The organism is Streptomyces sp. NPDC052109, from assembly GCF_040680195.1.
In the GTDB taxonomy this organism is placed as follows: Bacteria; Actinomycetota; Actinomycetes; order Streptomycetales; family Streptomycetaceae; genus Streptomyces.
Genome location: NZ_JBFAWF010000001.1, coordinates 981,204 through 994,981 on the forward strand (window position 1 = coordinate 981,204; position 13,778 = coordinate 994,981).

Below are 13,778 nucleotides of genomic sequence, written 5' to 3' on the forward strand. Positions count from 1 at the left end.
CTCAGTCGTGGGAGTGCAGCGGCTTGCCCGCCAGGGCCAGGTGGGCCTCGCCGAGCGCCTCGTTCTGCGTCGGGTGGGCGTGGATGAGCTGGGCCACCTCGGCCGGCAGCGCCTCCCAGTTGTAGATCAGCTGGGCCTCGCCGACCTGCTCGCCCATGCGGTCGCCGACCATGTGGACGCCGACGACGGCGCCGTCCTTGACCTGGACGAGCTTGATCTCGCCCGCGGTCTTCAGGATCTTGCTCTTTCCGTTGCCCGCCAGGTTGTACTTCAGAGCGACGACCTTGTCCGCACCGTAGATCTCCTTGGCCTTGGCCTCGGAGATGCCGACGGAGGCGACCTCCGGGTGGCAGTAGGTCACCCGCGGGACACCGTCGTAGTCGATCGGAACGACCTTCAGGCCGGCCAGACGCTCCGCCACCAGGATGCCCTCGGCGAAGCCGACGTGCGCGAGCTGGAGCGTCGGGACCAGGTCACCGACGGCGGAGATGGTCGGGACGTTGGTCCGCATGTACTCGTCGACGAGGACGTAACCGCGGTCCATGGCGACCCCGGCCTCCTCGTAGCCCAGGCCCTGCGAGACCGGGCCACGGCCGACGGCGACGAGGAGGACCTCTGCCTCGAACTCCTTGCCGTCCGCCAGGGTGACCTTCACGCCGTCCTGGGTGTACTCGGCCTTCTGGAAGAAGGTGCCGAGGTTGAACTTGATGCCGCGCTTGCGGAACGCGCGCTCAAGAAGCTTCGAAGAGTTCTCGTCCTCGACCGGGACGAGGTGCTTCAGGCCCTCGATGATCGTGACGTCCGAGCCGAAGGACTTCCACGCCGAGGCGAACTCGACACCGATGACACCGCCGCCGAGGATGATCGCGGACTTCGGCACGCGGTCCAGGACGAGGGCGTGGTCGGAGGAGATGATGCGGTTGCCGTCGATCTCCAGGCCCGGCAGCGACTTCGGCACCGAGCCGGTCGCCAGCAGGACGTGGCGGCCCTGGATGCGCTGACCGTTGACATCGACCGAGGTGGGGGAGGACAGCCGGCCCTCACCCTCGATGTACGTCACCTTCCGGGACGCGATGAGACCCTGCAGACCCTTGTACAGGCCCGAGATCACGTCGTCCTTGTACTTGTGGACGGCCGGGACGTCGATGCCCTCGAAGGTCGCCTTGACGCCGAACTGCTCGCTCTCGCGGGCCTGGTCGGCGATCTCGCCCGCGTGAAGCAGGGCCTTGGTGGGGATGCAACCCCGGTGCAGGCAGGTGCCGCCGACCTTGTCCTTCTCGATCAGGGCGACGTCCAGGCCCAGCTGCGCTCCGCGCAGGGCCGCGGCGTAACCACCGCTACCACCGCCGAGGATCACTAGGTCGAAAACGGTGCTGGCGTCGTTCGCCACGTCACGTCCTCCATGCATGTGCGCCGTACGCCGGTCTCCGATGACCGGCAGGCGGCTGGTGTCCGGCCGCTTGATGCTTCGGCCCTAAGGTGGGGGCCCTGTCCTGCCGGGCTCCATCTTTGCACTTGTTCGAGGCGGACGAGACGCCGGGCTGGAGTGTGAGACACCCCACGTACAAGCGCCCGAACGGGCGCGGGGCCGTGTCGACGTGCGGCTCCGCCGCGTGAGTGCGACCGGCCCTCCGGGGTTCACCTGCCGGGAAGGCCGGCCGCAGCCGACCTGAAGGGGCGCGGGGAACCGTGCGAACAGCCCCCACGCCCCTGCGGTCGCCGCACTACGGAGCGGCCCGGCCTCTCAGGCGGATCAGCCCAGGTCCCCCGCGGCCGTCAGCTCGGCGAGCCGCACCAGGGTGCGTACCGCGGAACCCGTACCACCCTTCGGCGTGTACCCGAACGGGCCACCCTCGTTGAACGCCGGACCCGCGATGTCCAGGTGCGCCCAGGTGATCCCCTCGCCCACGAACTCGCGCAGGAAGAGCCCGGCGACGAGACCGCCGCCCATCCGCTCACCCATGTTCGCGATGTCGGCGACCTGGGAGTCCATGCCCTTGCGCAGGTGCTCCGGCAGCGGCATCGGCCACGCCGGCTCGCCGACCTCCTCCGCCGCCTCGTACACCGCGGAGCGGAACGCGTCGTCGTTCGCCATGACGCCGAACGTCCGGCTGCCCAGCGCCAGCATCATCGCGCCGGTGAGGGTCGCGACGTCCACGATCGCGTCCGGCTTCTCCTGCGAGGCCGCCCACAGCGCGTCGGCGAGCACCAGCCGGCCCTCGGCGTCGGTGTTGAGCACCTCCACCGTCTTGCCGCTGTACATGCGCAGCACGTCACCCGGGCGCACGGCGGAGCCGGACGGCATGTTCTCGGCCAGCGCCAGCCAGCCGGTGACGTTGACCTCCAGGCCGAGCCGCGCGGCGGCGACGACGGCGGCGAACACGGCGGCGGCACCGCTCATGTCGCACTTCATCGTCTCGTTGTGCCCGGCCGGCTTCAGCGAGATGCCGCCCGAGTCGTAGGTGATGCCCTTGCCGACCAGGGCGAGGTGCTTCTCGGCCTTCGGGTGGCTGTACGACAGCTTCACCAGGCGCGGGGTGGCCGCCGAGCCGCCGCCGACGCCGAGGATGCCGCCGTAGCCGCCCTTGGTCAGGGCCTTGTCGTCGAGCACCTGCGCCTTGATGCCGTGCTCCTTGGCCGCCGTCTGCGCGATGCCGGCGAAGATGGCCGGGGTGAGGTCGTTCGGCGGCATGTTGATCAGGTCGCGGGCGCGGTTCAGCTCCTCGGTGACCGCGACGGCGCGGGCGACGGCACCCTTGTGGGCGGCGTCGCGCGGCTTGCCGCCGAGCAGCGCGGCCTCGGCCAGCGGCGCCTTCCCGTTCTTGGCCTTCGGGTCCTTGCCGTTCTCCTTGTACACGTCGAAGGAGTACGCGCCGAGCAGGATGCCCTCGCCGATCGCGCCGAGCGCGCCGGGGCTGTCGACCGGCAGCGCGAACGCGGCCTTCTTGGAGCCGGCGAGCGCACGCGCGGCCACGCCGGCGGCCCTGCGCAGCGCCTCGGCGTCGTAGCCGGCGTCCTCGCTCTTGGCGTCCGGCTCCGCGCCCAGGCCGACCGCCACGACGAGCGGGGCCTTGAAGCCGGCGGGCGCGGGCAGCTTGGTGAGCTCGCCCTCGGCACCCGAGGCGCCGAGGGTCTCCAGGACGCCGGCCAGCTTGCCGTCGTACGCCTTGTCCACGGCCTCGGCGCCCGGCGCTACGACGGGGCCCTTGGTGCCCTTGGCGACACCGATCACGATCGCGTCGGCCCGCAGGCCGGGCGCCGCTGCGGTGCTGAGAGTCAGAGCAGTCACGGTGGTGAAATCTCGCTTCCGATGTGAAGTTGCTGTGGCCGAAATGGGGTGGGTCGACCGGGCCCGAGAGCCGACCCTAGGTCCATGCCTGGGCGCAGGTGGCAACCGGGGCCTTCACCCTGTCGGCGAACACCCGGGACGAGACTACGCGCGTGTGCGCGTTCGCTCATTCCTGCGGGTGTTCACCTGTGCGTGGCGTCGTGGCCATTTCCGCCTCCCGGGCGCCGGTGAACGAGCCATAGTCGCCGCGTTCCGGCGGGCCGTCCGTCCGCCGGCCTGTGGGGGAGGAACCGGTTCAGGACGCACCGTGCGCACCGCTGGAGAGCGGCCACCGATCCACGCGTCGACCTCAGGGTCCTGGTCGTCGACGACGGCGCCGGACCGGTCGGCGCGAGCCCGGCCGACGAGACGGCCCTGGAGTCGTACGAGAAGAAGTACGGCGTTCCCCGGTGGACGCGTTCACCTGGGCGCACCCGGAGGTGGGCCTCGACTGCACGGACGGCGTGGCGACGCCGGCCCCCTCGACGGCCGTACGGCCACCGTCACGTCGGCCGGGCGGGCGCGCCCCTTCGGCCATCTGCGGGGTGCCTTCTCCTTCGAGGCCGATTCCCCTCCCGTGGACGAGAGTTAAGGCTTCGTCGCGCACCCCCGCACCGGCTTCACCCCGTACGTCGACATCCCCGTCCCCGGCGGCACCGGCAGCCTGCTCGGCGAGTACGCCCACGACGTCGCGCTCGTCGTGTACGCGGCGGCCGCCTCGGGCCAGTCCGCGCTGGGGTGCGGCCTGCCCGGAAGGGTAACGGCCCACCGATGAGCACCCTGTTGGTCCCCTACTACGAGCACCCGTCCGTCCGCCCCGCCGCATGGGCGGCGATCCGCCCCGCGAGCGGTCCCGGCGCCCCCCCCCGACGCCGACTTCGCCGAGACCGCCGCCCGGCTGCGCGGGGCGAGCGTCACCCCGCTCGGCTACGTCGACGCCGGATACGCCGGCAGGCCGTACGAGGACGTCGTGAGCGACCGACCCGGCACCGCACCTGGTACGGCACGCAGGGCGTCTTCCTGGACCAAGTGAGCACCGGAATCGAGGAGTTCGGGCCCTACGAACGGCTGGCCGCCGTCGCCCGCGCCCTCGGCCCGCTCGTACTGAACCACGGCACCGCGCCGCATCCCGCGTACGGGGCGCTCGCCGGCCTCCTCGTCACCTTCGAGGGGCCCTGGGCGACGTACCGCAGCCCGTGGGGCACCCTGCCCATCGGGCTGGACTCCGCCCGCTGGAAGGCACAGGTGCCGGCGAGCCGGTTGGCGAGGGAGCGGCGGCCGGCTGGCGCGTAACGGGCGCTCCCTCGTCCGGGGCAGGCGAAGAGCTCAGTGGTGGCCCAGCGACAGCGCGATCAGCGCCGCCGTCGCGGCCGTCTCCTCCAACGCGCCGAAGACGTCTCCCGTCACCCCGCCGAAGCGGCGTACACAGTGGCGCAGCAGGAGTTCGGCCACGGCCAGGGAGAGCGGTACGGCGACCGCCGCGCGCAGGGCGTCGTACGGACCCAGCGCCGACCCGCCCGCCGCCGCGGCCAGCGTGACCGCCGCCGTGACCGCCAGTGCGCCCGGTACCGGCACCACCCCGGCCACCGCCGCGCCCAGCCCCTCCGGGCGGGCGGCCGGAACCGCGGGGCGGGCGGCCAGGGTGAGGGACAGGCGGGCCGCGACCCCCGAGACGACGGCCGCCAGGGCGCCCCGGCCCCAGGACGCGCCGTACAGCTGCGCCAGCGCCGCGACCTGGGCCAGGACCACCAGGACCAGGGTGAGGACGCCGAAGGGGCCGATGTCCGACTGCTTCATGATCCGCAGCGCGTCCTCCGCGGGCTTGCCGCTGCCCAGGCCGTCGGCGGTGTCGGCGAGTCCGTCGAGGTGCAGACCCCGGGTCAGTGCGGCGGGCACGGCGACGGAGGCGACGGCGGCGAGCAGCGGGCCGGCGCCCAGGAGGAGCAGGAGCAGCCCGAGTCCGGCCGCGCAGACGCCCACGACCAGACCGGCGACCGGCGCCGCCAGCATGCCGTCGCGCGCCGCCGGGCGGTCCCAGCGGTGCACCCGGACGGGCAGCACGGTGAGGGTGCCGAAGGCGAAGCGGAGCCCGTCGAGGGGGGAGGACTTGAGCACCGGCGAAGGTTACCCCGCGGTCGCGGAGCCGCCCGCCGGGCCCAGGGATAAGGTGCGCATATGGGGCACTGGTGGGAACGGAACATCCTCGAACCGGGCAAGCTCCCGCTGCTGCTCGCCCTCGCCGCCTTCCTGCTCACGTTCGTGGTCACCAGGGTGATCACCCGGCTGATCCGGGCCGGCAGGGGCCCGTTCGGCAACGTCAAGGCGGGCGGGCTGCACATCCACCACGTCGTGCCCGGGGTCGTCCTCACCGTCGTAGGCGGCTTCGGCGCGGTCGCCAGCGACCGGCACGGCGCGGGCGGTGCCCTCGCCGCCGTGGTGTTCGGCATGGGCGCGGGGCTGGTCCTGGACGAGTTCGCGCTGATCCTGCACCTGGACGACGTCTACTGGAGCGAGGAGGGCCGCAAGAGCGTCGAGGTCGTCGTGCTCACCGCCGCGCTCGTCGGACTGCTGCTCGCCGGCTTCTCCCCGTTCGGCGTCAACGACCTGTCCGCGCAGGAACTCCAGGACCGTGGCGGTGCCCTCACCACGATCCTCGTGAACTTCCTCTGCGCGCTCGTCGCCCTGAGCAAGGGCAAGACGCGGGTCGCGGTCTTCGGCGCGGTGGTGCCGCTCGTCGCCCTGGTCGGTGCCGTCCGGCTGGCCCGCCCCGGCTCCCCGTGGGCCCGCCGCTTCTACGGCCGCCGCCCCCGCGCCCGCGCCAGGGCCGCCCTGCGCGCCTACCGCCACGACCGCCGCTGGGCCCTGCGCGCCCGCGCCCTTCAGGACTGGATCGGCGGCAGACCCGATCCGCGCCCGGCCCGGCTGCCCGACCGCCGCTGACCCTGCCGCACCCGGCGGCCGTACGCCCGCAACGGCCGGAACCCGTACCGGTGCCGCACCGCGACCAGCAGGCACAGCAGCCCCACCGCCATCAGCGCGGCCATATGCTCCTTGCCCGCCAGGTTTTCCTTGACCAGTACCTCGACGACCATCGCCAGGGTCACCGCGCCGGCCGTGAGGTAGGCGCCGTACCGCCAGCTCACGAACACCGCGAGCCCCACCACGGCCGCCGACGGACCGGTGTCCACCACCTGCGCGTCCGTCCACGGCAGTCCGAACGGGGCATGCGCGCCGAGCGAGATGCCGATGCGCGCGTACAGGGTCCCGGCGACCGTGGCGACGTACGCGATGACCAGCGTCCGCCACCAGCCGATGCAGATCTCCGCGATCCCGAACACCAGCAGGATCTGCGCCAGCGCGCCCCACACCGGCAGATCCAGCGCCGGGACGAACAGCGACAGGGGAGTGCGCAGCAGGGCCAGCCACAGGGGGTCCTCGGCCCGTACGGCGCCCACGTTCTGCACGAACTGATAGCCCCACGACCGGTTCTGCACGTACTGCAGAAGAGCCGTCAGGCACACCGCCGCGACCGTCATCGGCGCCGCCCGCAGGCGCCCCTTCAGCAGGGCCTCCCGGACGGTGACGTACAGCAGCCCCCACTCCTCACGGGCCGAGCGGGCGAGCGATCTCATCGGGCGTTCCTCACCGGTGCGTGTCCAGGTGCCTGCGGTGCAGCCACTTCGGCAGTCCCGGCGCCTCCAGGAAGCCCTCCGCGCGGGCCGAGGCGAGGCCGATGCGCAGCAGGTCCGCGCTCTTCTCGAAGAGCAGGAACCGCGGCTCCCAGATGGGCCGGTACTTGGCGTTGGCGCGGTACAGCGACTCGATCTGCCACCAACGGGAGAAGAAGCTGAGCAGCGACCGCCACAGCCTCAGCACCGGGCCGGCGCCGAGGCGTGCGCCACGTTCGAAGACCGAACGGAACATCGCGAAGTTCAGTGACACCTGGGTGATGTCGATCTCTCCGGCCCGGCGCAGCAGTTCGAGGACCATGAACTCCATCAGGCCGTTGTCCGAGTGCCGGTCCCGGCGCATGAGGTCCAGGGAAAGCCCGTGCGGTCCCCACGGCACGAACGACAGCAGCGCGCGCAGCCGGCCCTCGGCGTCCGTGCACTCCAGCATCACGCACCGCCCGTCCTCGGGGTCCCCGAGCCGGCCGAGCGCCATGCTGAAGCCGCGCTCGGTCGCGCCGTCCCGCCAGTCGTCCGCGCGCTCGACGAGATACGCCATCTCGTCCGCCGGGATGTCCTCGTGCCGCCGGATCCGCACCCGGTACCCGGCCCGCTTCACCCGGTTGTACGCCTGCCGGACCGTCCGCATCGCCCGGCCCTCCAGCGTGAAGTCGGCGACCTCCACGAGCGCCTCGTCGCCGAGCTCCAGGGCGTCGAGGCCGTGCCGGGCGTAGACGGTCCCCGCCTCCTCGCTCGCCCCCATCACCGCCGGGATCCACCCGTGTGCCCGTGCCTCCGCCAGCCACGGTGCGATCGCGCCCGGCCACGCCTCCGGATCCCCGAGCGGATCCCCGGAGGCCAGGCTCACGCCGCCGACCACCCGGTAGGCGACGGCCGCCTTCCGGGTGGGCGACCACACCACGCTCTTCTCCCGGCGCAGCGCGAAGTAGCCCAGCGAGTCCCGCTCACCGTGCCGCTCCAGCAGGGCCCGCAGCTGCTTCTCGTCGTCCTCGGTGAGCGGGTCGACGGCGCGCCGGGAGCGGAACGCGGCGTAGAACACGGCGAGGACGAGGGCCGTGCTGAGTACGTTGATCGCCACGTTGGCCCAGTTCGGCGGGGCGATCCCGGGGAAGCGGTTCTCGTCGGCGGCCACCGACACCAGGCGCAGGGTGCCGTAGTGCCAGCGCTCCAGGAAGGTCGAACGGGCCGCCTGCGGCGCCTGGTTGGTCACCGTCACCAGCAGCCCGGCCAGCAGGCTCGCGACCAGCCCGCCGCCGACGGCGACCGTCGCCGCGAGCCGGGGATTGGAGCGGTCGCCCTTGGCGTAGAACTCCCGACGGCCCGTCAGCAGCGCGCCGACGAACGCGGCCGTGACGCCCAGTGAGATCCAGTTCTGCGCGTACCGCCGGATCTCCGGGAACGCCATGGCGAGCGCGAACAGGGCGAGAAAGGCCCCGCTGAGCGCCAGGTTGAGGATCCAGGCCGCCCGCTTTCGGCGCCGCATGGTGATCGCCAGGAACGCCGTGAACACGCCCGAGGCGAAGCCGGCCGTCAGCAGGTACGGCGTGAAGAAGTCGTCCTGGTTGTGCCGGCGCACGTCCTGCCCGAGCGAGACCCAGACCGCGCTGAGGAAGTTGACGAAGGCGACGGTGCGCAGGTACCAGACAGCGAAGGCGGCGGCCCGCCGGGAGCCCCCGGTGGACAGCCGCCCCTCCTCACCCGGGCGCCCCGGCTCGGCTTGCGGCGGCGCGGCAATTCGGGCATCTCCCATGGGTCAGGATCATATGGGTGCCGCCCTGGCCAACCGTACCTTTCCGGTCTCTGTGGCGTGCGTACGCCTTTGCGGCCGGTCCGGCCGGGGAGCGCGTCCCGCCGCGACGGCGCCGAGCCGAGACGGCCGTCCGGCGCCTCCGTGCCCTCGAGGCGGTGGAGGAGGTGCCGAACCGGCCGAAACCCGACTACTCCACGGTCCCTTCCGGCTCTTTCCCGGTCTCCGGCTTCTCCGGCAACTCGGCGGCCAGCGCCGCCGCGGACCGGACCAGAGGCAGCGCGAGCAACGCACCCGCGCCCTCGCCGACCCGCACCCCCTGCTCCAGCAGCGGCTCCAGGGCCATCCGGTCCAGCGCCTTCGCCTGCCCCGGCTCCCCGCTGTCGTGCCCGGCCAGCCACCAGTCCGGCGCCCGGAAGGCGACCCGCTGCGCGACCAGCGCACACGCCGCGGCCACCACCCCGTCGAGAATCACCGGCAGCTTGCGCACCGCGCACTGCAGCAGGAACCCGGTCATCGCCGCGAGGTCCGCCCCGCCCACGGTCGCCAGCAGCTGCAACTGGTCCCCGAGCACCGGCCGCGCCCGCCTGAGCGCGTCCCGGATCGCGGCACACTTGCGCATCCACGCCAGGTCGTCGATCGCGAGCCCGCCCCGCCCGGTCACCACCGAAGCGTCGGTCCCGCACAGCGCGGCGATCAGCACCGCCGCGGCCGTGGTCCCGCCCACGCTGATGTCGCCGAGCACGACGAGGTCCGTACCGGAGTCGGCCTCCTCGTCGGCGACGGCGACGCCCGCGCGCAGCGCCGCCTCGGCCTCGTCCAGGGTGAGCGCGTCCTCGATGTCGATGCGGCCGCTGCCGCGCCGCACCCGGTGTCGTACGACGTCCTCCGGGAAGGCACCCGGATCGCAGTCCAGGGCCATGTCCACGACCCGTACGGGCACCTGAAGCCGGCGTGCGAGCACGGACACCGGCCTCGCGCCCTCCAGCACGGCCCGCACCAGCTGCTCCGCACCGCCCGCGGGACGCGCCGAGACGCCCAGCTCCGCGACGCCGTGGTCACCGGCGAAGAGGATCACCCGCGGCCGCTCCACGGTCCGTACCGGTACGGCGCCCTGCGCGGCGGCCAGCCACTCGCCCAGCTCGTCGAGGCGGCCCAGCGCCCCGGGCGGCACGATCTGGCGCTCCCGCCGGGCCTCGGCGTCACGGCGCACGCCCCCGTCCGGGCGCTCGATCAGATCGGTGAAGTCGTCCAGATTAAGCCTGCTCATTCGCCGAACAGTACCGCCAGAGGACGAACGCTTCCGCGCCACATGGCCACCACACCCCCACAACGTCATTGCACCCAAGATCGGGATCCCATACGTTCCGGTTTGCAGCGGAATGTCGCTCAGGGAGCCGCCCATGCCGACCTCGCCCCGGACCACACCCCCCGTCGCCGACCATGTCCACGAGCCGCGCCGCGAGGACTGCCCCTGGTGCGGCGCGAAGAAGCTGCGGACGCGGGTGCGCGCCAAGGACCCCGTGCGGGACCGGGCGGGCACGTTCTTCGTCGACGCGTGCCGCGCGTGCGGCCACGCCTTCCAGAACCCCCGGCTCACGGCGGAGGGACTCGCCTTCTTCCACCGGGAGTTCTACGAGCGCCGGCTGGAGGAGTTCACGGCCCGCATCCTCTCCGCGCGCGCGGTCCGCCGCCGGCACCGCTCCACCGCCCACCAGCTGTCGGCGCTCCCCGAACCGGAGAGCTGGCTGGACGTGGGCACGGGCCACGCCCACTTCCCCGAGGCGGCGAAGGAGTTCTTCCCTTACACCAGCTTCGACGGCCTGGACCCGACGGGCCGGGTGGAGCAGGCCCTCCTGGAGGAGCGGGTCGAGGAGGCCCACCGGGGCTTCCTCACCACCCCGGGCATGACGGCCCGCCTGCGTGCCCGCTACGACGTGGTCAGCATGTTCCACCACCTGGAGCACGCCCCCGACCCGCGCGCCGAACTCCGTGCGGCCCTCACGGTCCTGCGCCCCGGCGGTCACCTCGTCGTCGAGGTCCCCGACCCGCGCTGCGCGTTCGCCACCCTGCTCGGCAAGTGGTGGCTTCCGTACGGCCAGCCCCGCCACCTGCACCTGATCCCGCCGGCCAACCTCCGCGCGGAACTGGAGCGGCAGGGCTGCACGATCCTGGTCACGGACCGGCGCGCGCCCCACATCCCCTACGACCTCTCGGCCGCCGTGGCTCTGGTCCTCGCCCCCGCGCCCCCGCTGCTGAAGGCGGCCGCGGCCCCCGTGCTCGACGTGGCCTGGGCGCTGGACAACATCCTGGCGCCCCTGCTGCGCCGAACCCCGTTCTCCAACGCCTATCGCGTGGTGGCCCGCAAGAACACGGCCTAGGTGTGCGGTCCCGGCCGGCCGCTCAGCCGCGCAGCACCAGCGCCTGCCCCGCGACCACCAGCAGGACCTGCTCGCACTCGTCCGCGAACGCCGCGTTCAGCCGCCCGAGTTCGTCCCGGTACCGGCGGCCGGACGCCGTCGCGGGCACGATTCCCGACCCCACCTCGTTCGACACGGCCACCACCGTCCGCCGCGTACAGCGCACCGCCTCCGTCAACTCCCGCACCCGCTCCCGCAGGGACTTCTCGCCCCCGCCCGCCCACTCCGCGTCGTCCCAGGCCCCCACGCGGTCCATGACGTCCGTCAGCCACAGCGACAGACAGTCGATCAGCAACGGCGGCCCGTCCTCGCGCAGCAGCGGCACCAGGTCCGTCGTCTCCGCCGTACGCCACGACCCCGGCCTCCGCTCCCGGTGCGCGGCCACCCGTTCGGCCCACTCGTCGTCCCCGCCGCGCGTCCCGCCGGTCGCCACGTACAGCACGTCCGGGAAGGACCCGAGGCGCCGCTCGGCCTCCACCGACTTGCCCGAGCGCGCCCCGCCCAGCACCAGCGTCCGGCGCGGCACGTCCGGCACGTCCTCGTACACGCCGACCATCAGTGTCGTACCGTCCGGCACCGCCCGCGCCCCGGCCGCCGCCAGCCGGCGCCGCAACTCAGGGCCGGGCGGTACGTCGTGGTCGAGGTGGACCGCGACCACGTCCGTCGTCGGGCCGGCCGAGCCGACCGCCCGCAGGCGCGCCAGCGCGTCCGGGCGGCCCACGACGTCCAGGAGGACCAGGTCGTACGACTCCGCCGTACTCTCCTCCAGTCCGGCAGGCGCCCCGCCCGGCGGCAGGTACAGCATCCGCTGCCCGTCCGGCCCGGTCACCGCGTAGCCGGTGCCGCCCGCGTCCATCGCCACGGCACGCACCCGATGTCCCGTCAGCAGCGCCAACTCGCGCCCGTCGGGCACCCGCCCGGGCTGCGGCAGCCCGGCCGGCACCTCCACCACCGGGCCGTCGTGCGGATGCGACAGCAGCACCTGGCGCACCCCGCCCAGCGAATGCCCGGCCCGCGCCGCCGCGAACGCCGCACCCGGCGTCAGGTCGAGCAGCAGCGTGCCGTCCACCAGCACGGCCGTGGCCGCGCGGGCATCCGGGCCCAGTGCGCTCGCGCAGGCGGCGCACGGGCAGTCGGGGCGGGGCAGTCCGGCCGGGGCGCCGGTACCGAGCAGAGTCACTTCCACGGAAACGATTTTCGCCCGTCCGATCAGGTCTTGCGCTTCCGGCTAGTCTTCCACCAGGTGTTGGATCAAAGGAGGCCCACATGACGGCATGGACGTGGCGGTTCGAGAAGGCCGACGGGACGGAGGTCCAGCCCGCGGTGCAGCCCGAGGAGTTCACCACGCAGGGGGATGCCGAGTCATGGATCGGCGAGCACTGGAAGGCGCTCCTGGAGGGCGGCGCCGACCAGGTGCGGCTGTTCGAGGAGAACACCGAGATCTACGGGCCGATGAGCCTGCACGCCGACGCGGCGTGACCCGCGCGGAGGGGTGCGGCCCCGGGGGCCGCACCCCTCGTCACTGCCGGCCCAGCGTCACCTTCGCGGTCCTCTCGCTGCCGCCGCGCTGGTAGGTCACCGAAATCCGCTGGCCGGGCTTCGCCGAGGCCAGCGCCACCGCGAGGGAGGTGGCGGTGTTGACCGGCCGACCGGCCACTTTGGTGATGATGTCGCCCGCTCTGAGACCCGCCTTGTCGGCCGCGCCGCCGGGCTTCACGCTGACCACCGCCACCCCGGCCGGCTGGTAGCGCTCGTCCACGACGGTCCGCGCGGTGATGTCGAGCGCGGCCCGCCCCGAGTCGACGACCTTGCCGTGCTTCACGATCTGGCCGGCGATCGTCTTCACCAACGACGCCGGGATGGCGAACCCGATGCCGGGCGCCGCGCTGCCCCCGAGGTCGGGGTCGGCGGCTCCCAGCGTCGCGATGCCGATGACCTGCCCGGCGAGATTGACCAGGGCGCCCCCGCTGTTGCCGGGGTTGATGGCGGCCGAGGTCTGCACCATGTTCGCGATCGTCGCGCCCGTGCCCCCGCCGGCCTCGCTGACGGTCCGTCCGGTCGCCGAGACGATGCCCTCGGTCACGCTGGACGACAGTCCGAGCGGCGAGCCCATGGCCAGCACGATCTGGCCGACGTCCACCTTCTCGGAGTCACCGAACACCGCCGCCCTCAGCCCGGCCGGCACCTTGTCCAGCTTGATCACGGCCAGGTCCTGCTCGGGGTAGGAGTACACCAGTCGCGCGGTGAGCGGCTGCTCGCTGTTGGCCGCGATCACCTTGAAGGTCTTCTCCGACCCGACGACGTGCGCGTTGGTGACGATGTGCCCCTTGCCGTCGTACACCACCCCGGAGCCCAACTCGCGGCTCGCCTGGATCTGCACGACCGACGGCAGTACCTCCTTCACGACCTTCTGGTAGTCGCTCTGCAGACCATTCGCGGCCGTCGGCGAGTCCGCCTGCGCGGTCGTCCCGGTGTTCTGCTGCGCCTGCGAAGCGGCGGAGCCGCAGCCGGCGGCCAGGCAGCACACCAGCGCGGCGGCGGCGCCGACCCTGCGCAGGGCACGGCTGAGAGAAGCGTCCATACCCCGAGTCTCA

At 73.1% G+C, this 13,778-nt stretch carries 12 protein-coding genes; 4 read left to right on the forward strand and 8 right to left on the reverse strand.

Annotated features, from left to right (window positions below; all coding sequences use genetic code 11):
• Position 1: 1 nt before the first annotated feature.
• Together lpdA and AB0L59_RS04480 are read right to left on the reverse strand one after the other, a co-directional pair.
• Entirely contained in the window at positions 2-1,390 is a 1,389-nt protein-coding gene (gene lpdA / locus AB0L59_RS04475; protein WP_363218075.1) for a dihydrolipoyl dehydrogenase, read from the reverse strand.
• A gap of 363 nt (positions 1,391-1,753) precedes the next feature.
• Positions 1,754-3,289, reverse strand: coding sequence for a leucyl aminopeptidase (locus AB0L59_RS04480; RefSeq protein ID WP_365579062.1), 1,536 nt, complete (start codon positions 3,287-3,289; stop codon positions 1,754-1,756).
• Between the two features lie 1,068 nt (positions 3,290-4,357).
• Between AB0L59_RS04480 and AB0L59_RS04485 the strand changes: the two genes are divergently transcribed.
• A complete protein-coding gene (locus AB0L59_RS04485) occupies positions 4,358-4,621 on the forward strand; it encodes a hypothetical protein (RefSeq protein ID WP_365579064.1) in 264 nt (87 codons plus the stop codon).
• Between the two features lie 33 nt (positions 4,622-4,654).
• On the opposite strand, the gene AB0L59_RS04490 is transcribed toward AB0L59_RS04485, so the two are convergent.
• Positions 4,655-5,443 carry an adenosylcobinamide-GDP ribazoletransferase gene (locus tag AB0L59_RS04490; protein WP_365579066.1) on the reverse strand — a complete coding sequence of 263 codons (789 nt, stop codon included), beginning with the start codon at positions 5,441-5,443 and terminating at the stop codon, positions 4,655-4,657.
• A gap of 60 nt (positions 5,444-5,503) precedes the next feature.
• On the opposite strand from AB0L59_RS04490, the gene AB0L59_RS04495 reads away from it, so the two are divergent.
• Positions 5,504-6,268 carry a hypothetical protein gene (locus AB0L59_RS04495; protein WP_365579068.1) on the forward strand — a complete coding sequence of 255 codons (765 nt, stop codon included), beginning with the start codon at positions 5,504-5,506 and terminating at the stop codon, positions 6,266-6,268.
• On the opposite strand, the gene AB0L59_RS04500 is transcribed toward AB0L59_RS04495, so the two are convergent.
• The 3 genes from AB0L59_RS04500 to cobT all read right to left on the reverse strand — a co-directional run bounded on the left by AB0L59_RS04500 (position 6,208) and on the right by cobT (position 10,034).
• A complete protein-coding gene (locus AB0L59_RS04500) occupies positions 6,208-6,960 on the reverse strand; it encodes a hypothetical protein (RefSeq protein WP_365579070.1) in 753 nt (250 codons plus the stop codon). The two genes, AB0L59_RS04495 and AB0L59_RS04500, sit on opposite strands and share 61 nt — an antisense overlap.
• 10 nt (positions 6,961-6,970) lie before the next feature.
• Positions 6,971-8,767: a phosphatidylglycerol lysyltransferase domain-containing protein gene (locus tag AB0L59_RS04505; protein WP_365579072.1), complete on the reverse strand. Its 1,797-nt coding sequence runs from the start codon at positions 8,765-8,767 to the stop codon at positions 6,971-6,973.
• 187 nt (positions 8,768-8,954) lie between these two features.
• Complete coding sequence (cobT, locus tag AB0L59_RS04510; protein WP_365579074.1) at positions 8,955-10,034, reverse strand: nicotinate-nucleotide--dimethylbenzimidazole phosphoribosyltransferase; 1,080 nt, start codon at positions 10,032-10,034, stop codon at positions 8,955-8,957.
• 133 nt (positions 10,035-10,167) lie between these two features.
• On the opposite strand from cobT, the gene AB0L59_RS04515 reads away from it, so the two are divergent.
• A complete protein-coding gene (locus tag AB0L59_RS04515) occupies positions 10,168-11,145 on the forward strand; it encodes a class I SAM-dependent methyltransferase (protein WP_365579076.1) in 978 nt (325 codons plus the stop codon).
• 22 nt (positions 11,146-11,167) lie between these two features.
• Here the strand turns inward: AB0L59_RS04515 and AB0L59_RS04520 are convergent, their stop codons facing one another.
• Positions 11,168-12,370, reverse strand: coding sequence for a bifunctional adenosylcobinamide kinase/adenosylcobinamide-phosphate guanylyltransferase (locus tag AB0L59_RS04520; RefSeq protein WP_365579078.1), 1,203 nt, complete (start codon positions 12,368-12,370; stop codon positions 11,168-11,170).
• Positions 12,371-12,450: 80 nt separating this feature from the next.
• Between AB0L59_RS04520 and AB0L59_RS04525 the strand changes: the two genes are divergently transcribed.
• Complete coding sequence (locus AB0L59_RS04525; protein WP_055709718.1) at positions 12,451-12,663, forward strand: hypothetical protein; 213 nt, start codon at positions 12,451-12,453, stop codon at positions 12,661-12,663.
• Positions 12,664-12,703: 40 nt separating this feature from the next.
• Here the strand turns inward: AB0L59_RS04525 and AB0L59_RS04530 are convergent, their stop codons facing one another.
• Positions 12,704-13,765 (reverse strand): trypsin-like peptidase domain-containing protein, encoded by a 1,062-nt coding sequence (locus tag AB0L59_RS04530; protein ID WP_365579080.1) that lies wholly within the window; start codon positions 13,763-13,765, stop codon positions 12,704-12,706.
• Positions 13,766-13,778: the final 13 nt, after the last annotated feature.